The organism is Anaerolineaceae bacterium oral taxon 439 (genome assembly GCA_001717545.1).
Classification (GTDB): Bacteria; Chloroflexota; Anaerolineae; order Anaerolineales; family Anaerolineaceae; genus Flexilinea.
Map to the genome: position 1 here is coordinate 801,776 of CP017039.1, position 24,825 is coordinate 826,600.

The 24,825-nt window shown below is 56.0% G+C and carries 23 protein-coding genes; 16 read left to right on the forward strand and 7 right to left on the reverse strand.

The features are described 5' to 3' along the window. Nucleotides 1–6 precede the first annotated feature (6 nt). The 11 genes from BEQ56_03710 to BEQ56_03760 all read left to right on the forward strand — a co-directional run bounded on the left by BEQ56_03710 (nucleotide 7) and on the right by BEQ56_03760 (nucleotide 12,217). Complete coding sequence (locus BEQ56_03710; GenBank protein AOH42660.1) at nucleotides 7–759, forward strand: hypothetical protein; 753 nt, start codon at nucleotides 7–9, stop codon at nucleotides 757–759. Then, nucleotides 759–1,670, forward strand: a complete 912-nt coding sequence (locus tag BEQ56_03715; protein AOH44389.1) for a zinc ABC transporter permease — start codon at nucleotides 759–761, stop codon at nucleotides 1,668–1,670. The genes BEQ56_03710 and BEQ56_03715 overlap by 1 nt, the downstream gene beginning before the upstream one ends. Then, nucleotides 1,667–2,821, forward strand: coding sequence for a zinc ABC transporter permease (locus BEQ56_03720; GenBank protein AOH42661.1), 1,155 nt, complete (start codon nucleotides 1,667–1,669; stop codon nucleotides 2,819–2,821). The genes BEQ56_03715 and BEQ56_03720 overlap by 4 nt, the downstream gene beginning before the upstream one ends. Further along, a complete protein-coding gene (locus BEQ56_03725; GenBank protein ID AOH42662.1) occupies nucleotides 2,818–3,027 on the forward strand; it encodes a hypothetical protein in 210 nt (69 codons plus the stop codon). The genes BEQ56_03720 and BEQ56_03725 overlap by 4 nt, the downstream gene beginning before the upstream one ends. Before the next feature lie 84 nt (nucleotides 3,028–3,111). Continuing rightward, on the forward strand, nucleotides 3,112–3,954 hold the full coding sequence (locus BEQ56_03730) for a molybdate ABC transporter substrate-binding protein (protein AOH42663.1): 843 nt from the start codon (nucleotides 3,112–3,114) through the stop codon (nucleotides 3,952–3,954). A gap of 157 nt (nucleotides 3,955–4,111) precedes the next feature. Further along, entirely contained in the window at nucleotides 4,112–4,804 is a 693-nt protein-coding gene (locus BEQ56_03735) for a molybdenum ABC transporter permease subunit (GenBank protein AOH42664.1), read from the forward strand. A 3-nt stretch (nucleotides 4,805–4,807) separates the two neighbouring features. Then, entirely contained in the window at nucleotides 4,808–5,851 is a 1,044-nt protein-coding gene (locus tag BEQ56_03740) for a hypothetical protein (protein ID AOH42665.1), read from the forward strand. 86 nt (nucleotides 5,852–5,937) lie between these two features. Further along, nucleotides 5,938–6,954 carry a molybdopterin-binding protein gene (locus tag BEQ56_03745; protein ID AOH42666.1) on the forward strand — a complete coding sequence of 339 codons (1,017 nt, stop codon included), beginning with the start codon at nucleotides 5,938–5,940 and terminating at the stop codon, nucleotides 6,952–6,954. 20 nt (nucleotides 6,955–6,974) lie between these two features. Continuing rightward, nucleotides 6,975–7,316 (forward strand): hypothetical protein, encoded by a 342-nt coding sequence (locus BEQ56_03750; GenBank protein ID AOH42667.1) that lies wholly within the window; start codon nucleotides 6,975–6,977, stop codon nucleotides 7,314–7,316. Between the two features lie 226 nt (nucleotides 7,317–7,542). Next, nucleotides 7,543–11,547 (forward strand): hypothetical protein, encoded by a 4,005-nt coding sequence (locus BEQ56_03755; GenBank protein AOH42668.1) that lies wholly within the window; start codon nucleotides 7,543–7,545, stop codon nucleotides 11,545–11,547. A 1-nt stretch (nucleotide 11,548) separates the two neighbouring features. Next, nucleotides 11,549–12,217, forward strand: coding sequence for a hypothetical protein (locus BEQ56_03760; protein AOH44390.1), 669 nt, complete (start codon nucleotides 11,549–11,551; stop codon nucleotides 12,215–12,217). Nucleotides 12,218–12,327: 110 nt separating this feature from the next. Here BEQ56_03760 and BEQ56_03765 read toward each other — a convergent pair whose 3' ends face one another. The 5 genes from BEQ56_03765 to BEQ56_03785 all read right to left on the reverse strand — a co-directional run bounded on the left by BEQ56_03765 (nucleotide 12,328) and on the right by BEQ56_03785 (nucleotide 15,234). Then, nucleotides 12,328–12,528, reverse strand: a complete 201-nt coding sequence (locus tag BEQ56_03765; GenBank protein AOH42669.1) for a hypothetical protein — start codon at nucleotides 12,526–12,528, stop codon at nucleotides 12,328–12,330. After that, nucleotides 12,525–13,178: a transcriptional regulator gene (locus BEQ56_03770; protein ID AOH42670.1), complete on the reverse strand. Its 654-nt coding sequence runs from the start codon at nucleotides 13,176–13,178 to the stop codon at nucleotides 12,525–12,527. Before BEQ56_03770 ends, BEQ56_03765 begins: the two co-directional genes overlap by 4 nt. After that, complete coding sequence (locus tag BEQ56_03775) at nucleotides 13,168–13,578, reverse strand: glyoxalase (protein ID AOH44391.1); 411 nt, start codon at nucleotides 13,576–13,578, stop codon at nucleotides 13,168–13,170. Before BEQ56_03775 ends, BEQ56_03770 begins: the two co-directional genes overlap by 11 nt. A gap of 45 nt (nucleotides 13,579–13,623) precedes the next feature. Then, the gene (locus tag BEQ56_03780; protein AOH42671.1) at nucleotides 13,624–14,547 is read right to left on the reverse strand and encodes a DNA-binding transcriptional regulator; all 924 of its coding nucleotides are present in this window, start codon (nucleotides 14,545–14,547) and stop codon (nucleotides 13,624–13,626) included. A 246-nt stretch (nucleotides 14,548–14,793) separates the two neighbouring features. Beyond that, nucleotides 14,794–15,234, reverse strand: a complete 441-nt coding sequence (locus BEQ56_03785; protein AOH42672.1) for a hypothetical protein — start codon at nucleotides 15,232–15,234, stop codon at nucleotides 14,794–14,796. 571 nt (nucleotides 15,235–15,805) lie between these two features. On the opposite strand from BEQ56_03785, the gene BEQ56_03790 reads away from it, so the two are divergent. Beyond that, entirely contained in the window at nucleotides 15,806–16,273 is a 468-nt protein-coding gene (locus BEQ56_03790; protein AOH44392.1) for a GNAT family N-acetyltransferase, read from the forward strand. A 183-nt stretch (nucleotides 16,274–16,456) separates the two neighbouring features. On the opposite strand, the gene BEQ56_03795 is transcribed toward BEQ56_03790, so the two are convergent. Together BEQ56_03795 and BEQ56_03800 are read right to left on the reverse strand one after the other, a co-directional pair. Continuing rightward, a complete protein-coding gene (locus tag BEQ56_03795) occupies nucleotides 16,457–17,407 on the reverse strand; it encodes a fructose-bisphosphate aldolase (protein ID AOH42673.1) in 951 nt (316 codons plus the stop codon). Between the two features lie 42 nt (nucleotides 17,408–17,449). Beyond that, complete coding sequence (locus BEQ56_03800) at nucleotides 17,450–18,613, reverse strand: phosphofructokinase (protein AOH42674.1); 1,164 nt, start codon at nucleotides 18,611–18,613, stop codon at nucleotides 17,450–17,452. 432 nt (nucleotides 18,614–19,045) lie between these two features. On the opposite strand from BEQ56_03800, the gene BEQ56_03805 reads away from it, so the two are divergent. The 4 genes from BEQ56_03805 (at nucleotide 19,046) to BEQ56_03820 (ending at nucleotide 24,817) form a co-directional block, all read left to right on the forward strand. Beyond that, complete coding sequence (locus BEQ56_03805; protein ID AOH42675.1) at nucleotides 19,046–20,038, forward strand: peptide ABC transporter ATP-binding protein; 993 nt, start codon at nucleotides 19,046–19,048, stop codon at nucleotides 20,036–20,038. Continuing rightward, a complete protein-coding gene (locus tag BEQ56_03810; protein AOH42676.1) occupies nucleotides 20,038–21,057 on the forward strand; it encodes a peptide ABC transporter substrate-binding protein in 1,020 nt (339 codons plus the stop codon). Before BEQ56_03805 ends, BEQ56_03810 begins: the two co-directional genes overlap by 1 nt. 81 nt (nucleotides 21,058–21,138) lie before the next feature. Then, nucleotides 21,139–23,532 carry a hypothetical protein gene (locus tag BEQ56_03815; protein AOH42677.1) on the forward strand — a complete coding sequence of 798 codons (2,394 nt, stop codon included), beginning with the start codon at nucleotides 21,139–21,141 and terminating at the stop codon, nucleotides 23,530–23,532. A 229-nt stretch (nucleotides 23,533–23,761) separates the two neighbouring features. Continuing rightward, nucleotides 23,762–24,817 carry a hypothetical protein gene (locus tag BEQ56_03820; GenBank protein ID AOH42678.1) on the forward strand — a complete coding sequence of 352 codons (1,056 nt, stop codon included), beginning with the start codon at nucleotides 23,762–23,764 and terminating at the stop codon, nucleotides 24,815–24,817. The last annotated feature ends 8 nt before the right edge of the window (nucleotides 24,818–24,825 follow it).

Here is a 24,825-nt window from a genome sequence, read left to right on the forward strand (position 1 = left end):
GACTAAATGGAATCGGAAGCGGCTATTGTTATTGAAGATCTGACCGTCGCTTATGACGTAAAGCCGGTTCTATGGGATATCGATCTGGAAATTCAGGCCGGTACGCTGACCGCGGTTATCGGTCCGAACGGAGCGGGAAAAACGACGCTGCTGAAGGCAATTTTAGGTCTGGTAAAGCCGATTTCCGGTTCTATTAAATTCCCGACAAAGACGGCGAGCGCCGGAAAAGATTTTATCGCGTACGTACCGCAAAACGGGAGCGTTGACCGGGATTTCCCGGTCAACGTCCTGGACGTTGTCATGATGGGCCGGTATGGACGTCTGGGATGGTTTCGGCGTCCTCGAAAAGCGGATCGGGCGGCGGCGGTGGAAGCGCTGCACGCGGTCGGAATGGAAGAATACGCAAAACGTCAGATCGATCAGTTGTCCGGCGGTCAGCAGCAGCGCGTCCTCCTGGCGCGCGCTTTGGTTCAGAACGCGGATATTTACCTGATGGACGAGCCGTTCAAGGGCGTCGACGCCAGGACCGAAAAGGCGATCGTCACGCTGCTGAAAGGGCTGATCGCGGACGGGAAAACGGTCGTCGTTGTGCATCACAACCTTCAGACGGTTGAAGGAACGTTCGACCATGTCGCGCTGATCAATCTGCACCTGATCGATAGCGGCCCGGTCCAGTCGGTTTTCTGCGAAAAGAACCTGACGCGGACGTACGGCGGGAAGGAGTTCCTTACGCCGGCTTTCAAAGGCGGGCTGGCATGATCGATGCGGTTCTTGAGATCTTTCATGATTATACGTTTCAGGTCGTCGCGCTGGGCTCGGCGATGCTGGGGGTGATCAGCGGGGTCCTGGGAAGTTTCGCCGTCCTCCGGAAACAGAGCCTATTGGGGGACTGCGTTTCGCATTCGGCGCTCCCCGGCGTCGTTCTGGCTTTTTTGACGACGGGCGAGAAGAATGGCGGGATTCTCCTGCTCGGCGCGCTGATCAGCGGTTTCCTCTCCGCCGGGATCGTTACCCTGATCGGGCGGCATTCCAAAGTCAAAGCTGACGCGGCTCAGGCGATCGTGCTTTCCGTTTTCTTCGGGCTTGGAATGGCGCTGCTGACGTTTTCGCAGAATCTTCCGAACGCGAATCAGGCGGGGCTGAAACGGTTCATCTATGGGCAGGCGTCGACGATGCGCCGCGGGGATGTCGTGCTGATGCTGATTGTCGGCGGGATCCTGATTGGGACGGTCGTTTTGCTTTGGAAAGAGTTCCTGCTCTTCACGTTTGACAGCGCGTATGGCGAGACGATCGGGTTCAGCTCCGCGAAGATCAACGCGATCCTGACGTTCCTGATCGTTTGCGCGATCCTGATCGGGCTCCAGACGGTCGGCGTGATCCTGATGAGCGCGATGTTGATCACGCCGGCGGTCGCGGCGCGGCAGTGGACGAACCGGCTTCCGAAGATGGTCGCGCTGGCGGCGGTTTTCGGCGCGGCCGCCGGCGTTGGCGGGACGCTGATCAGTTCAATCGTACCGGAGATGCCGACCGGGCCGGTGATTGTCGTCTGCGTCAGCGCGATCGCGGTTTTCAGCGTCTTTTTCGCGCCGCGGCGCGGGATCCTCGCGCGGCTGATTGAGCGGGCGCGGTTTCGGAGCCAGCTGCGCGGGGAGGTTGGAGGCGGGAGATGAGCGCGAGCGCGGAAATTTCTCTGATCGCGGCGCTGATATCCGCGGCCTGCGCGCTCCCGGGCGCGTTCCTCGTCTTCCGGCATATGTCGATGATGACAGACGCGATTACGCATTCGATCCTGCTGGGGATCGTTCTGGCTTTTTTCCAGACGCGTGACCTGAGTTCGCCGTGGCTGATCGTTGGGGCGACGCTGATGGGGGTGTTTACGGTTTGGCTGACGGAAAAGCTGGCGGATACCAACCTGGTTAAGGAAGATGCGGCGATCGGGGTTGTTTTTTCGACACTGTTTTCGGTCGCGATTATCCTGATCGCGATGAACGCGCGTTCGGTCCATATCGATACCGACAGCGTTCTTCTGGGCGAGCTGGCGTTCGCGCCGTTCGACCGCCTGGTCCTGTTCGGACGGGACCTTGGGGCGCGCTCGCTTTATACCTCGGGCGCGGTGCTGCTGATCAACCTGTCGGTCATCGGGATTTTTTATAAAGAACTCCGTCTGACGACGTTTGATCCGGCTTTCGCCGCCGCGATCGGATTTTCGCCGGTCACGGTACATTATGTCCTGATGCTGCTGGCGTCGATGACGTCGGTCGTGGCGTTCGAGGCGGTCGGTTCGGTTCTCGTCGTCGCGTTCATGATTATTCCGCCGGTCACGGCGACGTTTCTCACGAACAATCTCAAGGCGCAGTTTGCGCTGAGCGCGCTGATCGGAGCGCTGTCCGGTGTCTTCGGATACGCGGCGGCGGTCTGGCTCGACGTTTCGATCGCGGGCTGCATGGCGGTTGTCTGCGGGCTGATGTTCCTGCTGGCGTTCCTGTTTGCGCCGAAGCGCGGGATGATCAGCGAGCTCATCCGCTACTGGACGCGAAAGGTCGAGTTCGACCGTTTTACGCTGCTGACGCATTTGATGAACCACGCGGGAAGCGCGATCGAGGAGCGCGAAAACAGCCTGTCGTCGCTCCCGCTGCATTTGGGCTGGGCGCCGAAGCGGGTCGAACGCGCTTCGAAGTATCTCCTGAATAAGGGGGCGCTGCGTTCGTTCCATGAGGTCCTCTTCGTGACGGATCAGGGGAAGGCCGATTACCTGCGTTACTGCGAAGAGCTGTTCGGCGAAGCGGAGGAACGCTTGGCGGCGGCGTTGGCGGAGGGTTGATCCGCTGGTTTTCACGGCTTGGCTTCAAAAACCCCTGCGTGGCGATCTGCTGCCAGCGCGGGGGTTTTCGTTTAAATCACGGCCGGCGCGGTTTACGGCGTTTGGAACGGTTCAGCCGGCGGCGGGCTTTCGCGTGGGTCATGGAAAAAATGGTCTTAGTTGACGGAAGCTCAAAAAATAAGTATTCTTATTATAAACAGGGTTGATGAATCGCCATACCCTGTCGCCGGTCTGATTTTCATGACAGGGCGGGAATCTTATTTTTTTACCTGGAGGAGTATATGAAGTCTATGCTGTATCTGTTTGGCGTTATTCTGGCGGCGGTATTTCTTTTCGCGGCCGCCGCGGTTTCGGTATCCGCTCAGGAGGCAGAAGACGACGCGGAGCCGGTTGAATTAATCGTGTTCGGCGCGGCGTCGATGACCGAGACGTTGTCGGAGCTGGGTGAACGGTACATGGAGCTGCATCCGAACGTGAAGATCGTTTTCAATTTTGATTCGTCAGGTACGCTGAAAACCCAGATTCAGGAAGGCGCCGACGTCGATATTTTTATTTCGGCGGGGCAGAAGCAAATGAATCAGCTCGATATCAGCGCGGCGAAGGACGCGAATCCGGATGAGCTGGATTTCGTTCTGGAAGGTTCGCGGTTCAATTTTCTCGAAAATAAAGTCGCGTTAGCCGTCCCGGAGGGCAATCCCGCTGGAATTTCCTCGTATGACGACCTGAAAGCTAAGCTCGAAGCCGGGAAGGTTCTTCTGGCGATCGGGAATTCCGACGTTCCGGTTGGTCAGTATACGCAGAAAATCCTGGCTTTTCTTGAATTGGACGAGGAGGCCCTGGGGAAAGCGGGAAGCGTCACCTACGGTTCGAACGTGAAAGAGGTCACGACGCAGGTCTCCGAAGGGACGGTCGACGCGGGAATTATTTATCAGACGGACGCGTATTCCGCGAAGCTGACCGTCGTTGATACGGCCACGAAAGAAATGTGCGGGCAGGTGATCTACCCTGCCGCGATCATGAAGCCGTCGAAGAACGTCGAGGCCGCCGAAGCGTTTCTCGATTTCCTTCAGAGCGACGAGGGTGGGAAGGTTTTTGAAGCGGTCGGGTTTACTCCGATTCAGGCCGAAAAGTAAGGGGTCCGCGATTTGTGCGAGCCATGAGGCGTTTCGAAAGTCGGATCCCGGCTTCCGAAACGCCTTTTTTCCGGGTCCGTCCGCGAGCTGCGGGCGAAATAATTGAATCGCGCCGCCGTCGAACGGCGGCGAAGCGCGTTCGGAAAGGCCGGTGAATTTGGATTTATTCCCATTGTGGAACTCGCTGCGAATTTCGGCGATCAGTACGGTCATCATCTTTTTCGTCGGAATCTTCGCCGCGTACACGATCGCGAAAGCGCCGAAGATCGTCAAAGGGGTTTTAGACGTTCTTTTAACGTTGCCGCTGGTTCTCCCGCCGACGGTTGTCGGTTACCTGCTCCTCCGCGTTTTGGGTCCGAAGCGCCTGATCGGGGCATGGTTCTTATCGGAATTCGGATTGAAGCTGACGATGACCTGGTGGTCGGCGATTTTCGCGACGACGGTCGTCATTTTTCCGCTGATGTACCGGACGGCGCGCGGCGCGTTCGAATCGTTTGACGAAACGCTCGCCTATTCGGGCCAGTCGATCGGCTTATCCAACACGTATATTTTCTGGCGGATCCGGATGCCCTGCTGCCGGCAGGGGATTCTGGCGGGAACGGTCCTGGCTTTCGCCCGCGCGCTCGGGGAGTATGGCGCGACGAGCATGATTACCGGGTATACCCCCGGGCGGACGTCGACGATTTCGACGACGGTTTATCAGCTCTGGCGGACGAACGACGACGCGCTGGCGTTCCGGTGGGTCCTGGTGAACATGGCGATTTCGTTCGTCGTCCTGATGACGGTGAACATGCTGGAGCGCAAGGCGGGCAAAACGACGGGTGTCCGGCAAAACGCGGCGGAGGAATAGCGCATGTCCATTTTCGCGGATATCCGCAAGAACTTTGGCGATTTCCGCCTCGACGTCCAATTTTCCGGCGGGAACGAGATCATCGCGCTGTTGGGGGCGTCCGGCTGCGGAAAGAGCATGACGCTGAAATCGATTGCGGGGATCGAGAAGCCGGACAGCGGAAAGATTATGGTCGACGGCGTGGATCTGTTCGATTCCGGGGCGCGGATCCATCTCACGCCGCAGCAGCGTCGGACCGGGCTGCTTTTTCAGAGCTACGCGCTCTTTCCGAATATGACCGTCCAGCAGAATATTCAGGCTGGGGCGCGGCGCGAAAAAAACAGTGCCCAACGCGCCAGACTGACCGAATCTGTGATCGAAAGCTTCGGGCTGCGCAGGCTGGTTAACCGGTATCCGAGCCAGCTTTCCGGCGGGCAGCAGCAGCGCGTCGCGTTGGCGCGGATCCTGGTCTCCGGACCGAGGATCCTGCTGCTGGACGAGCCGTTTTCTGCGCTGGACAGTCATTTACGCTTTCAGCTCGAACGCGAGGTCGGCGAGGTTTTACGCGGGTTTGGGAAAACGGTGATCCTCGTTTCGCATGACCAGGAGGAGGTTTATCGTTTGGCGGATAAAATCGCGGTTATGAACGCGGGGCGGATCGAGCGGTTCGGGTTGAAGGACGAGGTTTTTTCGGACCCGCGGACGAAAAGCGCGGCGCGGCTGACCGGGTACAAGAATCTTTCGCGGGGAGAGCGGCTCGGCGAGACGCGGTTTTACGCGGCGGACTGGGGCGCGGAGCTGACGGTCCGGGGCGAAAGCTCGGACGGGACGTACGCCGCGATCCGCGCCCGCGATCTCCGGCCGGCCGGGGACGGAGACGGGATCGATTGCCGAGTGGAACGGGCGGTCGAGAATCCGTTTACGTACACGCTGGTTTTGAAGGCGGCTGAAACGGCGGGGACGAAGGCGCTGCTTTGGGAGGTCGATAAAACGTGGTGGGAGGCGAACCGATCGGAACGCATCCGCGTCGAGCTTCCGCCGGAGCGTGTCGCGATCGTTGGCGATTAGAAGCTCTTCCTTCCGGATCGGTATTCAGGATCGGAAGGCCCCGGCGTTGAGGCGGGGGATCAGGAAGGGCAGGAAAGGGGAAAGTTATGAAAAAGGTCAGGGTAGAAGAAGCGGTCGGGATGGCGATTTGCCATGATATCACCGCGATGCGCGATGGGTTCAAGGGCGCGGCGTTTAAACGGGGGCACGTTATCCGTAAGGAGGATATTCCGAGCTTACTGGATATCGGGAAGCGTACGGTTTTCGTCTGGGAGGAGAACGCGGGCGAAATTCATGAGGAGGACGCCGCCCGGCGCATGGCGGCGATGGCGCCGGTCGAGGGCGCGGTTTACGAGGGCCCATCCGAGGGAAAAATGACGCTGATCGCGGAGCGCCGCGGGATGTTCCGGGTTGACCGGGAGCTGCTGCGGTTGATAAATCTGATCGGCGATCTGACGATTTGCACCCTCCCGGACCATTATCCGGTCGAGGCCGGGATGAAGCTCGCGTCGATGCGAATCGTGCCGCTGGTTACGAAGGAAACGCAGCTGATTCAGGCGGAAGAGCTCTGCGCAGGGAGGAAGCTGTTGAATCTCCGCCCGTATCGGGAATTGAAGGTTGGGGTCCTGATTACCGGGTCGGAGGTGTATTCCGGACGAATTCAGGACAGGTTTGAGGGGGTTGTTCGCGCGAAGCTGAGCCGGTATCCGGCGGAGATCGCCGGCGTTTCGATCTGCGACGACGATTTGGAGATGATTACGGCGGAGGCGGAGAAGTACCTGGCTCAGGGCGCGGATTTCCTGATTTTTACCGGCGGGATGTCGGTCGATCCTGACGACCTGACGCCGGGCGCGATCCGCCGGCTCGGCGCGGAAATCGTGACGCATGGCGTTCCGGCGCAGCCGGGGAACATGACGCTGATCGCGTATCGGGACGGCGTGACGATGATGGGCGTTCCCGGCTCGGCGATCAGCGTGCCGGTAACGATGTTTGACGTGCTGCTGCCTCAGGTTTTCACCGGCGACCGCTTTACGAAGGAGACGCTCGTCGGTTTAGGGGAAGGCGGCCTCTGTCAGCCCGGCTCGGGGGCTCATTTCCCCGACTGCACGTTTGGACGGTATTAATGAAGCGAAGGGCGGAGGAGATGAGGAAGACGGCGGCGGTAATTACGATCAGCGATAAGGCTTCGCGCGGCGAACGGGTCGATACGAGCGGTCCGGCGCTTTGCGCGCTGCTGGAGGCGGACGGATGGGAGATTGCCGCGCGGACGCTGGTCCCGGACGACGCGGCGCGGATCCGTTCGGAGCTGGTCCGCTGTTCCGACGAGTCAGGCGTTGACCTGATCCTGACGACGGGCGGAACGCTGATCATCAACCTGCCGGGAAGCGAGCGGGCGGCGCGGGAAAACTTCGCCGCAATTCGCGGCGTATTGGATCATGCGGTTGAGATGCTGCGATCGAGGGGATCGGCGGACTGCGCCGGGTGAAGAGGTGGAGAAAAACTGCGGCAAAGAAGTCTTGACAAGGCGCTCAGATTCGGATAAGATCATTGAAAATGACGGTTGTCGAAATGTTCGGAAATACCTATTTCTCTGTAGTCTGAGTGGCACGGTGGATTCTGCTTCGATGAAAGTAAACCGGCAGATTTTTTGAATTGGCGCGGCAGAGACCCGCCGCGCCAATTCTCTTAGCTGGATGGCTCTTTAAGGAAGTATGAAACGAAGCTTTCTTTTCCGGCGTTTTCCTCTTTCTTTCGCGATGCGGTTCCTGCTGGTCGCGATCGGGGCGGCCGCGTTCTCGATCCTCTTCAATACATTTCATACCGCAATTACGGAAACGGTCTCGAATCACTGGCGCGGCGGATATGATCTGCTGATCCGCGGGAATGATTCGCAATCCGCGACCGAAAAATCGAACGGGTTGATGGATGGGAATTTTTTAGGCGAGGCGACGTATGGGATTACGCTGGACCAGCTGCGCCTGATTCAATCGCTCGATGGCGTGGAGATCGCCGCGCCGCTGGCGCCGATCGGATACGCGCTGAACGATACGCAGGGAATCGTTTTTCAGCTCGCCGATCCGGAGCCCGATACGATTTATCGATTTTCATACCGGATTTCCGGGGATCAGAATCAGCTGATTGCCGAAAACGACGTAATCTGTCTGGATAGCGACGGACCGGTCGGTATTGATTGCCTTGGCGCCGACAGCCTGATTGGCGGGGGTCAGGAACCATTCCTGATATTAACCGGGTATCTTCCGGTCGGCTGGAAGCTGATCGCCGGGATCGATCCGGTTCAGGAAGACCTGCTGACCGGGCTGTCGGTCTCGGTTCCGCGGTCGCGCGGGAACCGGTATTTATCCGAGAACGAGAAGCTCCTGAACGTTCGATCGCATACGGCCCTGAAATCATTGGAGATTCCGCTGATCGTGAATCAGACGGCGTACGTCGATCAGACGTTAACCTGGTCCGCTTCGGCCCGCGAGACTCCGATTGAGCGGTTCGTGGAGAACGGCGCCGTCGATTGGGACGCGGTGGAGGAAATTTTTGCCGATTCGGACGCGGCTCCGTCCGCGTCTTATTCGGTCGATCTGGCTGACAATATTACCGCTCTGAATACAAGGAACGTTTTCCTTGATCCCGACGGGAATGTTTCCTTTTCAGCGAACGGGTTCAGTTTTTATTCGGATACGCAGCTTCTCCTTCTTCCGGATCCTTTCGAATACGAGGCGGATGCCGGCGGTTCGGTCTTTCGGGTCCGCCCCGTTGGAAGCTGGGGCGCGGACGTGGTCCCATATTTACATGAGCTGAAATTAAATCCGAATTATCAGGATCAGCCGTGCGATCTTCCCCCCGAGACGCTTTTATATCGAAAGCTCGCCGTCGTCCGTCCGTCCGGCTTCCGGCTGAACGTGATCGGGACGTACGATTTTGAGAAGTTGAATTCGTACGCCGATCCGCTGACGTACGTTCCGCTCGGAATTTACCAGCCGCCGCGCGCGCGCGGCGAGGACGGAACGGAAGTTCGTCCCGACCTGAATCCGGCGGGGTTCATTCCGCAGCCGGCTTTCGGGCTGACGAATTTGACGGCGGCGAAGTACCTGATCGGGCGCGAGGATTTTATTTCTTCGATTCGGGTCCGCGTCGGCGGGATCGATTCGTATACGCCGGAGAACGTCGCCCGGATCCAGCGCGTCGCGTCGCAGGTTCGGAGTCTGACGGGATTGCGCGTCGACGTCGTCGCCGGTTCCTCTCCGCGCGAAGTCCGGGTCGAGGTTCCCGACGCGGGCGCGGTTTGGGAGAATTGGACGACGCTGGGCGAGGCCGCGCGGATTACGTCCGGATTCAACCGGATTAACGCCGTCTTCTTTTTCTTATTTGCGCTGACCGCGGTTTCCTTCCAGATGACGATGGCGCGGCTGGAGGTTCAGAACAGCCGGATCCTTGTCGGCGTATTGAAATCCGTCGGCTGGCGCCGGCGCGATATCATTTCCGCCCTGCTCCGCGCTCAAATCGTGCCGTTCCTGATCGGGGTTACGGTTGCGACGCTGTTCGGCTTGATTTTCTCGGCGAGGCAGGGCGTTCGCTTCAACCCGGTCGGTTCGCTTCTGATTTTATTCGCGTTTGGCGTGATCCTGTTTCTTTCCGCTTATCTGGCGATCCGAAAGGCCGCCGTCCGGCCGCCGGCCGCCGATTTCGCGGTCGGGAGCGGCGTCGAAGATCCTGCGGCGGATCGATCGGCTCGTTTCGGCGATTCGCCGTCGAAAAATGTCTTCCGTCTGGCGCTGAGTCAGATCCTCCGGAGACCGCGGCGAATCGCGCTTTCGATTCTGGCTCTGGCGCTGAGCGTTTTCTGCGCCGTGTTTACCGGTTTTGCGATTTTGAATTATCACCGGCAGCTGACGGTCAGCCTCCTGGGGGCCCGGATCGGGATTGAGATCGGCGATGCGCATTTGCTGATCGTTCTGGCGATGAGCCTGATGAGCGCGCTGATCGTGTACGCGGTTTTGTGGATGAACGTTTCCGAGCGCGCCGACGAATACGCGCTGTTCCGGGCGTTTGGGTGGAGGCGGAGAACGATTCTTTCTGAAATCCTGATCGAGGGCGGCGCGGCCGGCGCGGCGGGGGGCGTGATTGGAAGCGTCGCCGGATTCGCCGCGTTTATCTTTCTGACCGGATCGGCGCTGAAGGTTTCGATGCTGCTGACTGCGTTGGCTGCTGCTGCGGCGGCGATCGCGGCGTCCCTCTGCGTCGCCGGGGTGATCGCGAACAGGATGATTTTCCGGACGAGCGCGAACCGATCGGCGGAACGCTCGATTCATGTTCAATTTCCGTGGATGGTTCCGCCGCGGAGAAACGGGATCGTCCTGTCGCTGCTGGCGGCGGTTTTTGCGATCGGATTCTCGTTTTTTCTGACGAGCTCCGACGCGCCGTTAAACGAACGCATCCCCTGGGTCAGGGAAGAGATTCACCGGCGCGCGGTTACGGACGAAAACATCTCCGGCTATCGAATCCTGAATCACCTGAACGCGCTGACGCGGTTGGGGGAGCGCAACGGCGGAAACGAGGCGGAGGCGAGCGCGGCGGATTATATTCAGGCTGCGCTGGAGAGATTGGGGTTCGACGTTTCCCGCGATGCGGTTCCGACGAATACGCTTCAGGTTCAGGTCGGGAACCGAATCGTGGAATTGTGGACGACGGGAAGTTTTGTTCATGAAAGCCGCTTGAAGCCCGGCGGGTCGATTATTGGCGAAGCTGTCTTTCTGACGGAGGATGACGGTTTCCCGGCGAAAGAAACGCTCAAGGGCAAAATCATTCTGTTCGGCGTCGAGCTGAATTCAGGTTCTACGTTCGAGACTTTTACGAAGCGTTTCTTCGAGGAATACGGACCGGAAGATCTGAAGGCCGTTTTCTTCTTCGAGCTGTCCCCGCCGCTGCGGCAGGTTTTAGCGCAGAATTCGACGGATCTGTTTGCGGAGATGCGCCTGGGTACGAATATCAGCGCCGCGCTCGCGGGAGAGGACGCTTCCGCTCCTGGGGTGATGCTGTACGCGCATTACGATTCGAATCCGGGCAGTCCCGGGGCGAATTCGGGAACGGGCGCGGCCGTGCTGCTCGACGTTGCGCGCCGTCTGGCTGAAAGAAGGACGGATCGATCTGTCCGGCTTGTATTTCTGACCTCGACGGAAAGAAAGTTTGCTTGGGGAGTTCCGTTCGGTCCGGAAGGCATGATCCGTTACGTGAAAAAGCATGACGCTGAATTTCGCGCGTACGGGACGATCGTGTCCGTCGACCACCTTGGCGTCTGGAAAAAGCTGCTGATCGGTTCGGCGGCGGAGCCCGCGGACCTGGCCGTGAAAGAAGATTTTTACAGCTTCTATTTTGAACGGGAATTGAGTTATCAGGACCTGGACGCTCTGCGTATTTTGAAAAAAGAGGTTCCGCCGCTCACGGCTGATCTGGAAACGGTTGAACGCTTTGTTTCGATCGGCGAAGGCCGTGGAATAGACGTAACGCCCGCCTCTGGCTATGGGGCCTGTCTGACGGATGGATTCCATGCCGCCGGGATTCCGGCGATCGGTTTTTGCGGCGATGGGGACGAGCTCGCCGATACGGCTTTAGACGACATGGCGAATATCCAGGTCGAACAATTGTATCAGGCGGCGGCGATCCTTTACGACGCGCTGTTTGGTCAGGGGGCGACGAATGAAAAATAAACTGTATGAAATTACCCAGCTTACGAAAATCTATCCGGGCGTGCGGCCCGTTACTGCGCTTTTCGAAATCAGTCTTGATATTTATGAAGGCGAATTTCTGCTGATAACCGGGCCTTCCGGCTGCGGTAAGTCTACGCTGCTGAACCTGATCGGGACGCTGGACGTTCCGACGTCGGGCGAGATTCTTTATCGCGGCGAACCGCTGACGTCAGCGTCGGAGGCGCGTCTAGCGGACTATCGCCGGAACGAGATCGGCGTCGTTTTCCAGCTGTTCCGCCTGATTCCTGGGTTGACGGTGTTGGAGAATGTCGTGCTGCCGACGCTTCCTTTTCGGAAAGAACTTCGGGAGGCCCCGGAAATCAGGGGCGAAGAGCTGCTGCGGCTGGTTGGGCTTGACGCGCGCGCGGATCATTATCCTTCTCAGCTCTCCGGCGGCGAGGCCCAGCGGGTCGCGATCGCGCGGGCGTTGATCCAGTCGCCGAGCGTTGTTCTTGCGGACGAGCCGACGGGAAATCTGGATTCGGAGGCCTCCAAAGAAATTATCCGCTTGTTAAAGAAAATTAATACGGAGGAAGGCAAAACGATTGTCTTGGTGTCGCATGACTTGAGGAACGAGGCCGTCGCGGATCGGAAAATCGAGCTGGTCGACGGGCGGATATCGGCGGGTTAGCGCGATTTCTGGTCGTTCCGCGCCGCGGTCATCGCGGGTATGGGACTGATATACAGGAAGGGCCGCGACTCGGGCGGCCCTTCCTGATTTGCCAGCGTTGAAACGGCGGGTTATTTCGCGACGAACCTGCGGACGTCGTCGAGCTGACCGGCGGAGCCGAGGAGCACGTTTTTATTGGCGATGAACTTGGCGTATTCATCCATGAAGACCTTCCCGATCGGGCGCAGGTCGAAGTTTCCCGGGTGATCGCGGAAGTATTCGCGATGGACGCGGGTCCAGACGAGGCGGCCGTCGGTATCAGGAGGCCTCAATGCGCTGACTTTGAATTGTCAGCTTTCTTTATCGGATGCCTGATGACAGTCTTCAGCTTTTCGGGCGTGGCCTTTCTGGCGTCTCCCAGGTAGATTTCGTGATGATGCCGCCGTTCCGTAATGTCGAGCGCATACCCCTGCTGTTCCATGAAGCTATGCATAAGCTTCACAGTCGCGGGCTCATCATCGTATGGGCCGATATGCAGACACTGAACGCAGATTCCTTCATCATAAGTCAGGAACTCTACCTTCGAGAAGTCCGCTTTCTTTTTTTTGGCTGCCTCGTTGATCGCCCAGTCGAGATCAGTCTTTGTGACGAAATCCGGCAGCCGGATGACGGAGATCCATTTGAAGGACTCCTTATGGGAATAGTCGACGCCACGCATACCGTCCTGCCACCAGAAACCTTCGAGCGGAGGAATCACATAATCGAAGTAACCGTCTATGCGGCGATCGCTTTTCTTGCTCATTTTAATTGTAAATGCTATGCCGTAGAGCAAGCCAATCGCCCGCTTGTATTCACCGTCTTCTTCATTCGGATTGCCCTGCCCACGGACGGCAATATAATTCATGCCCGGCACATTTATGATGCCGGGCGTGTTTTTCGGCATATAGAATTCCTTATACTCTTTTTTGTAGTCAAATGCCATCTTTGCCATCTCCTTTCACGAAAGAACCGATCTCGATCAGGTTCCCTTCCGGATCGGCAACATAACAAGTTCGCTGCCCCCATTCCTCAGTTGCCGGCGGCATGACAGGTGCTGCCCCTTTTTCAATCACTTCTTTATACGCTCTGTCGACAGCGGCGTAATCTTTGACGGATAACGCAATTTCATAATGCCCATTGATCTTATCTGCATAGGAAAAACCGCGGCCAGTCATTTTTTCAAAGTCGCTGCGCCGGAACAGGAGAAAAAGCGTGCCATCCTTTTCCAGATAAACATTGCTGGCATTCTCATCCTCTTGAATTTCAAATCCGAGAACGTCCCGGTAAAAGCGAACCATCGTTCCCATATCTTTTACAAAAATTCCAAATCCATCTAACCGCATTGTTTTATCCTCCATCGTCTTGATATTCTTATCATAGCAGAGGAATCAGGACACCTGTATGTCATGTTTAGAATATTTTTCTATTAAATCTTTCCCGAATCTCTTCAAATCTTCCCGTATCTCGCAAGGCTCCAGTAATTCAATTCCATCGCCAAATGACAACACCCATGACTTTATGGCGCTAAACTCTGTAAAGCCAAATGAAAACAGAAGTGTGCCGTCTGTCTGCTCTTTGAAGGATTCGGGGCCAAAGTCCTCCAGTATGCGAAAACGGTATTCAGATTGTATGACTGCCTTTACTATGTAACGATGCGGGAAAACACGCTCATTTGATAAATCGGGATATGGAACAGCGCGCGGCGTAAATGTTTCGCCGGACGATATTTTTGTTATTCTGTTCAGTTTAAACAATCTGAAATCATTTCGCTCTTTACACCAGCCCCATACATACCAGCTTGACCATTCGAAAATCAAATAGTAAGGTTCAATCTTTCTGTCGCTCTCTCCTGACGGAGATGAATAATGAAAATACAGGCAGCGTTTTCCCTCGATGGCTCCATGAATCATCTCTACTCGCGCGGACACAGCCGACTTGTTCCACGGCGCAAGGTTGATCAGGATATGACCGTCGCCGGGAAGCACAGTTGTTGTCCCGGCCGCTAACTTTTCCATCAGCTGCAAATATCGATTCGTTCCGCTTACGCTGTCCAAACTGCGAAGTCCGGCCAAGATAGCCTGCATATCAGCGTTTGAAAGAATGGTCCGGTCTACTCTGTACCCGTCCATGATCCGAATCCCGCCGTTTATTCCCTGTGTGGTCAGAATAGGAATCCCCGCGGTACAGAGTGCTTCAATGTCTCGATTAATGGTTCTTCGGGAAACTTCAAACAATTCCGCAAGTTCGGGAGCCGTGACTTTGTCCCTTTGAAGCAGCACGGAAAGAATACCGATCAATCTCTCTATCTTCATCCAATCCCCTTTACCATAACGATAAGTTCAGAATCAGGACATAGGCATGTCATGTTTATTCTAATCTGAGCCTTGACGATCTAAAAGCCGCCTTTGATAGAATCCTTTTTTTACATTCTGATGGGCTCAACAAAATCGTTCGGATAAGTTCAAAAACTGACATTTCCATAAACAGGATAAGAAAAAAGCACTCCACATTTTCTGCGGAGTGCGCCTCGAAATCATTCACTTTGTGTTCTTATCTTCTCAACCAGGGAAGCGTACTTCTTTTTTTTGTATCCTCTTGCCGATCGGCGTGGACAGGATACCTGCGGCGATGCCAATAATCCACACATATTTCCAGCCGATAAGAAATCCAATCAGGTTTATTGCCGCAATAACAATTAACCAGTATGTCAATAGGAATTTCCCATTCGCTTTATTCAATTCTCCGATAATATCCATACCATCCGAGGAATAAGGCGCATTTTCTATAAATCCCGCCGCTCCCGCGCAGGAACGAAAACCGGAGCGGCATTCTTCAGCGGCGCGTCCGTATGCTCTATTGTTCAGGACTTCCTGGACTGCGGATCGGATGCCGTTGGCAGAATCATCGTTCAGCATAAGTCCGGCGCCGATCTCTGTAACTCTTCTTGCGACAGCTTTTTGCTCGCTTGTCTGCGGATAGAGAGTCATCGGTGCGGCCATGTACAGGCTTTCAGAAACGCTGTTCATTCCGCAATGTGTAATAAAAACATCTGCGCAGGATAGAATATCAATCTGAGCGACGTAAGGGCGTTGAAGTTCTCGCCGGTAAACGCAATCGGCGTAAATATCTTGCGTCCCCGGTTATAAATCCGTTGACGGTCACTCGTTCCATCCCTCAATGCGGAAGGCAGGTCAATTCATGCCAAAATAAAGACAGAGATGACACAACCAAATCTCTAAAACTAAAGATTTTAAGCAAGCAAAAATAGATTACGCTCAATGTTTGCGATATAACAATTGATATTGTATTTGCAAAGAAAAGAGGAGTATGATAGCGCTAAACGATAAACCATTATGGGTACAACCTGCAAAAAAGGCTTAAAGAAAACAGATGTCATAGCTATGGCGGGACTTACAACCAATGTTATGGCTCAGGTGGATAAGAATAAGCCTATTACAATGAAAAATTTAGAAGGAATTTGCAAGGCACTTGATTGTACTCCTGATGATGTATTTTCATTTGATGATGAATATGAAGAATGAAGCAAGCTTGAAGTTGCGGAGGTGCGTTATGAATGTAGCGTTAGTAAGGGTAAGCGTTGACGACACAGAAAAAATATGGGCGATGCAAATCAAAGCGTTCCAAAACTTATTAGAAAAATATCAAGATTTTGAAACAAGTCCAGCAAATGAAACAAAAGAAAAAATCAAAACCAAATTGCTGCAAGAATATACTTTCTTTTATTACATTTATAAAGATGGAGATATCGTTGGCGCTGTTCGAGTAATTGATAGAAGAGACGGAAGTAGAAAGAGGATAGCGCCAGTTTTTATAATGGAGGAATTCCGTAATAAAGGGATAGCACAAAGAGCCTTTTGTGAAATAGAAAGAATTCATGGAAAAGATAGATGGGAGCTTGACACAATCTTTCAAGAAAAAGGCAACTGCTACTTATATGAAAAATTAGGATATAACAAGACAGGAGAGATTGAGAGAATAAATGATAGAATGGATATTGTTCACTATATAAAGAATTGACAAATGTCAGTTTGCCTGGCTCAAACAATTAAATAAAAAGCTGCAACATGGCAATTTATTAAACAGTATGTCGATCTGTCCGGTCCCTTGTCTCGGATCATGCCAGGGTGTGGGTGTTTAAAAAAAACGTCCTCCGCCCTGACCTCAGGGCGGAGGAATGATAACAGCTGTAAAGCGGATTGTTTATTTCGCGACGAACCTGCGGACGTCGTCGAGCTGACCGGCGGAGCCGAGGAGCACGTTTTTATTGGCGATGAACTTGGCGTATTCGTCCATGAAGACCTTCCCGATCGGGCGCAGGTCGAAGTTTTCCGGGTGATCGCGGAAGTATTCGCGATGGACGCGGGTCCAGACGAGGCGGCCGTCGGTATCGATATTGATTTTGGTGACGCCGAGCTTCGCGGCGGGGAGGAACTGGGTCGCGTCGACGCCTTTCGCGCCGAGGAGTTTACCGCCGGCGGCGTTGATCCGTTCGACTTCGTCCTGCGGGACGGAAGACGACCCGTGCATGACGAGCGGGAAGCCGGGGACGCGCTTCTGAATTTCGGCGAGGACGTCGAAATGGAGCGACTGTGACCCTGAGAACTTGAACGCGCCGTGGCTGGTCCCGATCGCGACCGCGAGAGAATCGACGCCGGTTTTATCGACGAATTCCTTGACGGAATCGGGGTCGGTGAGCTTGGCGTCGGCTTCGTTAACGGAGACATGCTCCTCGACGCCGCCGAGCTTCCCGAGTTCGGCTTCGACGACGAGACCTTTCGCGTGCGCCGCGTCGGCGACGCGCTTCGAAATCGCGACGTTCTCGTCGAACGGTTCGGCGGACGCGTCGATCATGACGGAGGAGTAAAAGCCGCTGTTGATACAGTCATAACAGGTTTTCTCGTCGCCGTGGTCGAGATGAACCGCGAAGATCGCTTCGGGGAACATCGCGTCGGCAGCGCGGATCAGCCCTTCAAGCATGATGGTGCTGGTGTAGCTGCGCGCGCCCTTGGAGATCTGGACGATAAACGGCGCCTTGGAATCGAGGTTGCCCCGGAAGAGGCCGACGATCTGTTCCGCGTTGTTGACGTTATAAGCGCCGATCGCGTATTTTCCATACGCATGTTCAAAAAGTTTTTTGGTGGTTACGATCATGAGAACACTCCTTTATGTTATTAATTAAGATCGACAGTTTAATTAACTGAGGAACATCGGCACGCCGAGGAAATCCTTAATCAGCGGCCGATAGTTTACGATATCATAAAACGCCGGAACGTCGACGATCTTCTTTCCGGCAAGGACCATCGAGACCGGAACGGTCGTGTATTTCCCGCCGTGGAGCGCGACCATGCGGCCGAAATCGTTACGCATGAGCGACTGCGCCGCGAGGTGGCCGAAGGAGGTGGCGACCATGCGGTCGAGGGAATCCGGCGCGCCGGAGCGCATCATATAACCAACCTGCTGGTACATGATGTTGATATTGGAGCGGCGCTTGATCGCTTCCGCGACGATCATGCCGATCCCGCCGAGCTTGCGATGCCCGTATGCGTCCATTTCGCCGGTTTCGATGACGTCTCCGCCTTCCATGATTGCGCCTTCGGAGATGGTCATGATCGAGTAGTGCGACGGGTTGCGTTTTTTATCATGAACGAGGAAATCGGTCAGCGTATCGATATTGAAATGGACTTCGGGAATGACCGCGCGGTCCGCTCCGGAGAGATACGCGGCGATCAGGCTGGTTTCTCCGGAGTTGCGGCCGAAGAGTTCGACGACGCCGATGCGCTCGTGCGAACCGAGCGAGGTCCGCATGTTGGTAATGACTTCAATCGAGCGGGTAATCGCGGTCGAGAATCCGATACAGTAATCGGTTCCGTAAACGTCGTTATCCATCGTTTTCGGGATGGCGATGACGGGGAAGCCTTCGTTATGCAGCCGGACAGTGAAGCTCAGCGTATCGTCGCCGCCGATCGTGACGAGGGCGCTGATACCTTTCTTCTCGAGGACTTCGAGAACGTGCGGCGTGTAATCGTAGGTATCTTCGTTGACCTTATGCCCCTGCGGCGAGTTCTTCAGGAATTCGGGAATGACGTTAGCCTTGACGCGCTGCGGGTTGGTTCGGGAAGTATGCAGGAACGTTCCGCCGGTCCGGTCGATCTTGCGGATTTCGTCTTCGGTGATTTCGAAGATCAGCGAATGCGACTCCGGGTCGTTAAAATCATATTCCAGCAGGCCCGCCCAGCCACGGCGGACGCCGTAGACTTTATAGCCGCTGTTGAGCGCGACGGCGATAAACGCTTTCATCGCGGGGTTCAATCCCGGGACGTCGCCGCCGCCGGTTAAAATGCCGATTGTTTTACTCATGGACAAGCTCCTTACAGTTTACGAATAAAAAGTTGCGATCGGTCCCTGTCGCTTTTCAGTGATCGAATACGTGAGCATCTCGCTGATACGAGTATTTGAATTATACTTGATGAGACGAGCATCCGCGAAAATACAGTGGAAAAATGGACGCGGTTTTTATGGATCCGGCCGCGTCGATGGCTTGGCTCGTCAATTTATCCGCTCGAATTCATGAATTTTCAAAAAAAGTCTGGAAAAATGAAAAAGGGTTGCGGTATAATTGGCTCAATTAAAATTGTACGTTATGTTGCTATATTTTTTACTTACGGCACGCTCTTTCAATTTCAGGTTCCAACAGTTGGTCGTCTTACGATGGTCGTCTTGCGAAAAATTGACTTTTGTAAAAAATGAAAGCGGCATCGATGAATTTCTTTGGAGTGAAGGGAACGAGTCATGGATGATATTTTGCGGGTAAGAGGACTCGAAACGCAGTTTCGCACCCGGAACGGAACGATTCACGCGGTAAACGGCGTTTCGTTTTCGATTCGCGAGGGAGAGACGCTGGGGATCGTCGGAGAGAGCGGCTGCGGCAAGACGGTATCGATGATGTCGATGCTGGGGCTGATTCCGACGCCGCCGGGAAAAGTTGTCGCCGGCGAAGCGCAGTTTGAAGGCGTCGACCTGCTGAAACTGAGCAACGACCAGATGCGGATGTATCGCGGGTCAAAGCTCAGCGTCGTCTTTCAGGATCCGATGACGTCGTTTAACCCGGTCCTGACGATCGGTCAGCAGACCGCGGAACCGTACATGATTCATCATAAATGCAGCAAGGCGGAGGCGTACGAGCGGGCGATTAAATATCTCGAGCTCGTCGGGATCCCGAAAGCGAAGGACCGGATCCATGAATATCCGCATCAATTTTCCGGCGGGATGCGCCAGCGGGTCATGATCGCGATGGGGCTGATCTGCGAACCGAAGATCCTGATCGCGGACGAGCCAACGACGGCGCTCGACGTCACGATTCAGGCGCAGATCGTCGAGCTGGTCAAGCGGCTTCGCGACGAGCTGGGGATGGCGATTATCTGGATCACGCATGATCTCGGGATTATCGCCGGGCTTGCGGATCGGGTGAACGTCATGTATGGCGGGTATATTATCGAGACCGCGCCGGTTAAGAGCCTTTACGCCAATCCGAAACATCCATACACGATCGGGCTGCTTGGATCGCTCCCACGGATGGACGAGCAGTCGTACCGCCGATTGACCTCGATCGACGGACTCCCGCCGACGCTTCTCGAAAAGCCGACATATTGTCCGTTTGAACCGCGCTGTACGCATGCGATTGAACGCTGCCGGAGGGAAAATCCAACGCTGGTAAAACGCGCGGACGACGATCATTTCGTCGCCTGCTGGCTCGATCCTACGACCTGGAAGGAGTACGAATAATGGCTGAAAGGGAAGTTCTTCTCCATGTTGAGCATCTGGTAAAGCATTTTCCGATCAAAAAAGGTATTATTTTCCAGCGCGCGGCCGGCGCTGTCCACGCGGTCGACGACGTGACGTTCGATATTTATTCCGGCGAGACGCTGGGATTGGTTGGAGAGAGCGGCTGCGGAAAGTCGACGACGGGCAGAACGATTTTGCAGCTGTATCGTCCGACGTCGGGAAAAGTCATTTTTGAGGGCGAGGATTTAGCGGCGCTCAAGGGCGAGACGCTCCGGCGCAAGCGCCGGGATATCCAGATGATTTTCCAGGATCCGTATGCGAGCCTGAATCCGCGGATGACGGTCGGGCGGATTATCGGCGAGCCGATGGAGATTCATGGAACGTACCGGGGCGCGGCGCGCGAGCGGCGGGTAGCGGAGCTGCTGTCGCTGGTCGGGCTGAACCCCGCGTTTGTGAACCGTTATCCGCATGAATTTTCCGGCGGTCAGCGGCAGCGGATCGGCGTGGCGCGCGCGTTGGCGCTGGAGCCGAAGCTGATAGTCTGCGACGAGCCGATTTCGGCGCTCGACGTCTCGATCCAGGCGCAGGTGGTCAACCTGCTGGAAGACTTGCAGAAGGAATTGAACCTGACGTATCTCTTTATCGCGCACGACTTGTCGATGGTCCGGCATATCAGCGACCGGATTGCGGTCATGTATCTGGGGATTATTGTCGAGCTGGCGGATCGGAATACGCTGTACAATAATCCGACGCATCCGTACAGTCAGGCGCTGCTGTCGGCGGTCCCGTTCCCGGATCCGTTCGTCGAAGAGACGCGCGAGCGGATTATTCTTGAAGGGGACGTTCCGTCGCCGATTAATCCGCCGTCCGGCTGCCGTTTCCGGACGCGCTGCCGCTATGCTGAGGAGATCTGCGCGGCGGAGCGGCCGGCGCTGAGCGAGGTCGCGTCGGGTCATTATTGCGCCTGCCATTTTCGCGATCGCTTCGCGAAGAAAGCGGACGCTCGGGCGTTTTTATAAGATGTGGATAACAGCAGTTCATTAAGATGATAATAAGGATGCTGCTGTAAAGTTTTTTTGAGCCTTAATTCAGGAGGAATGATGGGAAACAAAAGATTATCCGTATTATTGAGCCTTGTGCTCGTGCTGGGTCTGCTCATGGGAGCTTGCGCCCCCGCTGAGCCGACAAAGGAAGCGGCTGCCGAGCCTGCGGCTGAAGAAGTTGTCGAAGAAGCTGCCGCCGATGCGGACGCTGACGCTGACGCGAAGGTTGAAGAAGCGATCGAAGTCCCGGTTACCGACGCGGGTTCCGCGGTCGGAGAGGCTGTCGCTGCCGATGCGGCCGTTGACGCGGGAGCGAAGGTTGAAGAAGCTGCTATCGCTGTTGGCGATGCCGCTGCGGTTCTTGCCGACGCTGCGAAGGATATGGCTGCCGACGCTGCCGCCGATGCGGGCGCAGAGGTTGAAGAAGCCGTTGCCGTTGTCGGCGAAGCCGTTGAGGAGGCGATGAAAGCCGCGAAGGAAGCCGCCGACGCCGCCGCCGACGCTGCCGATACCGCGAAGGAAACGGCCGTCGATGCGGCCGCCGATGCGGGTGCGAAGGTTGAAGAAGCCGTCGCCGCCGCCGCCGAAGCCGTTGAGGAGGCGATGGACGCCGCGAAGGAGGCCGCCGACGCCGCGAAAGAGACGACCGGAGAAGCTGTCGCCGACGCCGCTGAGAAGGTTAAAGAAGCTGCGGATGCGGTCGCTGATGCCATGGCGTCCGCTGAGGCCGTGAAACCGGAAGATTTATACAAGGCCGAAGACGACGGTTCGTTCGAGACGATGTCCTGGTCGCTCGGCGCAAGCGACATCCCGACGATCGACCCGGCGCTGTCGACGGATACGAGCTCGAATCAGATTATTCAGCTGATTTACATGGGCTTAACGATGCAGAACGAAGTGACCGCCGAGGTTGAGAACGGGGTCGCGACGAAGATCGAAAAGAGCGAAGTCGCCGACGACGGATCGATTAAATATACGTATACGATCCGTACGGATATCCCCTGGGTCCGTTACAACGCGGAAACCGAAGAGGTTGAACCGGTTGTCGACTGCGACGGGAACGTCCGTTTCCTGACGGCGCATGACTTCGAATACGCGATCAAACGGTCGGCCGCTCCGGAGACCGCCTCGGATTACGCGTACATGGTCGGCGATTATGTCGTCGGGGCCGCCGATTATTTCGCCGGCGTTGAAGGCGTGACCGCGGACGACGTCATGGTCAAGGCCGTCGACGACGCGACGCTCGAAATTACCTGGGTCGCGGAATTTGCGGCGAATAACATGATCGCCGGTATCTGGACGTACAACGCGGTCCCGTCCTGGGTCATTGACGGCGACGAGGCCTGCGATCTTGAAGGCGCCGGCGATCTTTGGTCGTCGATCGAAACCGTTCAGACGTACGGTCCGTACGCCGCGAAGGAATGGATCCATGACGATTCGTTCACGGTCATTAAGAATCCGTACTGGCCGGCGGATATCGAAGCCGTTCCCCAGCCGAAAATTGAAGAGGTCGTCTTCCGTATCCTCGACAGCTCGGCCGCGTTAGCCGAATTCGAATCCGGGAACCTGACCGGCATGTCCGAGGTCCCGACCTCCGAGCTTGACCGGCTTAAGGCGGATCCGGAGCTGAGCGAGGCGCTTTCCATCGGCGAAGACATGTGCACCTATTATTATGGGTTCAACACGACGGCGCAGTTTGTGAACGACGCCCGCGTCCGCCGCGCGCTGTCGATGGCGATCGACCGGCAGTCGCTCGTCGATAACGTCACGAAGGCCGGACAGGTCCCGGCGCAGTGGTTCTCGCGCCCTGGCCTCCTCGCCGCGCCGACGCTCGAAGATCATCCGGACCTCGGCGTCAAGTTTGATCCGGAAGGCGCGAAGGCGCTGATCGAAGAGTACATGGCGGACGAGGGGATCGAAGACCCGATGGATATCACGGTCGAGATCGTTCATAACTCGAACGAAAATCATCAGCGGATCGCCGTGGCGGTTCAGCAGATGTGGAAGGATAATCTCGGAATCAACGCGCTGATCAGCAATCAGGAATGGGCCGTTTACCTGAAGACGATCCGCTCGCTCGATACGCCGCAGGTTTACCGGCTGGGCTGGTGCCAGGATTACATGGACGCCGCCAACTTCCTGAACGATTCCGTTTCTTCTGGCGGCTCGGCCAACCCGACCGTCGACGGTATCCCGGGGGCGAAGCCGACCGGCGGGCTGATGTGGTACAACGAGGAATATGAAAAACTCGTCGACACGGCTCAGACGCTGACGGACACGGCGGAGCGCCTCGATCTGTATGCGCAGGCGGAAGAAATCCTCGTTTACGAAGACGCCGCGATGGCGCCGCTGTACTGGTATACGCGCGCGGAGATGAGCAGTCCGGAGCTCGATCGGACTTACTCGATCCTCGGCGGTAAAGAAAACTTCTACAAGTGGTCTTATAAATAAATTGAGTTGACCCGGGGGTAGTCCGGCGAAGGCGTTCAGCCGCCTTCGCCGGCGCCCGCGGGCGTACTGCGTTCAAAGGCTGCCGTTCGCCGGTTGGGCCGGCGGTCGGGATTTTTTGAATCACGCGGCATGCGGCTTTTCGCCTGGGGCCCCGCGACCGGCGTTGCGGTCGGTACCCGGTCCGGAGAACCGCTGAGGAAAGTCCGCCGCGGAAATTTCGGAGGAAAACATGGGAAGGTATCTTGTCCAAAGGTTGCTTTACATGCTATTGGTTCTTTTCGTTGTCTCGGTGATAACGTTCGGGCTGATGCATCTCGTTCCGGGCGGTCCGTTCGATAAGGAAAAGCCGCTTCCGAAAGAGATTATCGCGAACCTTGAAAAGCGGTATCATCTGGATCAGCCGTTATCTATTCAGTACCTTGAATATATCAAGGCGCTCCTCGTTCCGCGATTCAGCGAGCAGAAATTCGCGAACAATATCGACAGCGACGCGCTTTTCAAGTTCAAGATCGGAAAATATCACGTGCGCTGGGTCAATTTCGGCCCGTCGTATACGTCGCGATCGCGGACGGTTAACGACATGCTCCGGGACCAGCTTCCGATTTCAATTCAGCTTGGTTTCTGGGCATTTTGTATCGCGATTTTGATTGGGATGCCGCTCGGCATTATCGCTGCAATCAAGCAGAATTCCTTCCTTGATTATTTTTCGATGGCGCTGGCGATTTTCGGGGTTTCGGTCCCGGTTATCGTCCTCGGCCCGATCCTGATCTGGGTTTTCGGGGTGTCGCTGCGATGGCTTCCGGTTACCGGCTGGGGCTCGAAGCCGCCGTTTACGTTGGGGATTTTCCCGAATAAATGGGGGTGGGAATATTGGAAGTTCGCGATTATGCCGATGTTCGGGTTGGGGCTGTCGTCGTCGGCGTCGATCGCGCGGCTGACGCGCGCGTCGCTCCTTCAGGTCATTCGCGAAGATTATATCCGAACGGCGCGGGCGAAGGGGCTGAAAGAGCGGCGGATTATCCGGCGGCACGCGCTTAAAAACGCGCTGATCCCGGTGGTGACGATTTTAGGCCCGATGTTCGCCGCGCTGCTGACCGGGACGTTCGTAACCGAGACGATTTTCGGGATCCCCGGGATGGGACGATATTTCGTCAACAGTATTACCAACCGCGACTACCCGGTTATCATGGGGACGGTCCTGATTTACGCCGTTTTTTTAGTGTTTTCGAACCTGATCGTGGATCTCGTTTACGGCGTGATCGATCCGCGGATTCGCTACGACTGAAAGGCAGG

Coding starts and splice junctions, on each gene's coding strand:
- BEQ56_03710 (AOH42660.1), top strand. CDS start 7: ATGGAATCGGAAGCGGCTATTGTTATTGAAGATCTGACCGTCGCTTAT.
- BEQ56_03720 (AOH42661.1), top strand. CDS start 1,667: ATGAGCGCGAGCGCGGAAATTTCTCTGATCGCGGCGCTGATATCCGCG.
- BEQ56_03730 (AOH42663.1), top strand. CDS start 3,112: ATGCTGTATCTGTTTGGCGTTATTCTGGCGGCGGTATTTCTTTTCGCG.
- BEQ56_03740 (AOH42665.1), top strand. CDS start 4,808: ATGTCCATTTTCGCGGATATCCGCAAGAACTTTGGCGATTTCCGCCTC.
- BEQ56_03745 (AOH42666.1), top strand. CDS start 5,938: ATGAAAAAGGTCAGGGTAGAAGAAGCGGTCGGGATGGCGATTTGCCAT.
- BEQ56_03750 (AOH42667.1), top strand. CDS start 6,975: ATGAGGAAGACGGCGGCGGTAATTACGATCAGCGATAAGGCTTCGCGC.
- BEQ56_03755 (AOH42668.1), top strand. CDS start 7,543: ATGAAACGAAGCTTTCTTTTCCGGCGTTTTCCTCTTTCTTTCGCGATG.
- BEQ56_03770 (AOH42670.1), bottom strand. CDS start 13,178: ATGGCATTTGACTACAAAAAAGAGTATAAGGAATTCTATATGCCGAAA.
- BEQ56_03775 (AOH44391.1), bottom strand. CDS start 13,578: ATGCGGTTAGATGGATTTGGAATTTTTGTAAAAGATATGGGAACGATG.
- BEQ56_03780 (AOH42671.1), bottom strand. CDS start 14,547: ATGAAGATAGAGAGATTGATCGGTATTCTTTCCGTGCTGCTTCAAAGG.
- BEQ56_03785 (AOH42672.1), bottom strand. CDS start 15,234: ATGGCCGCACCGATGACTCTCTATCCGCAGACAAGCGAGCAAAAAGCT.
- BEQ56_03790 (AOH44392.1), top strand. CDS start 15,806: ATGAATGTAGCGTTAGTAAGGGTAAGCGTTGACGACACAGAAAAAATA.
- BEQ56_03795 (AOH42673.1), bottom strand. CDS start 17,407: ATGATCGTAACCACCAAAAAACTTTTTGAACATGCGTATGGAAAATAC.
- BEQ56_03800 (AOH42674.1), bottom strand. CDS start 18,613: ATGAGTAAAACAATCGGCATTTTAACCGGCGGCGGCGACGTCCCGGGA.
- BEQ56_03805 (AOH42675.1), top strand. CDS start 19,046: ATGGATGATATTTTGCGGGTAAGAGGACTCGAAACGCAGTTTCGCACC.
- BEQ56_03810 (AOH42676.1), top strand. CDS start 20,038: ATGGCTGAAAGGGAAGTTCTTCTCCATGTTGAGCATCTGGTAAAGCAT.
- BEQ56_03815 (AOH42677.1), top strand. CDS start 21,139: ATGGGAAACAAAAGATTATCCGTATTATTGAGCCTTGTGCTCGTGCTG.
- BEQ56_03820 (AOH42678.1), top strand. CDS start 23,762: ATGGGAAGGTATCTTGTCCAAAGGTTGCTTTACATGCTATTGGTTCTT.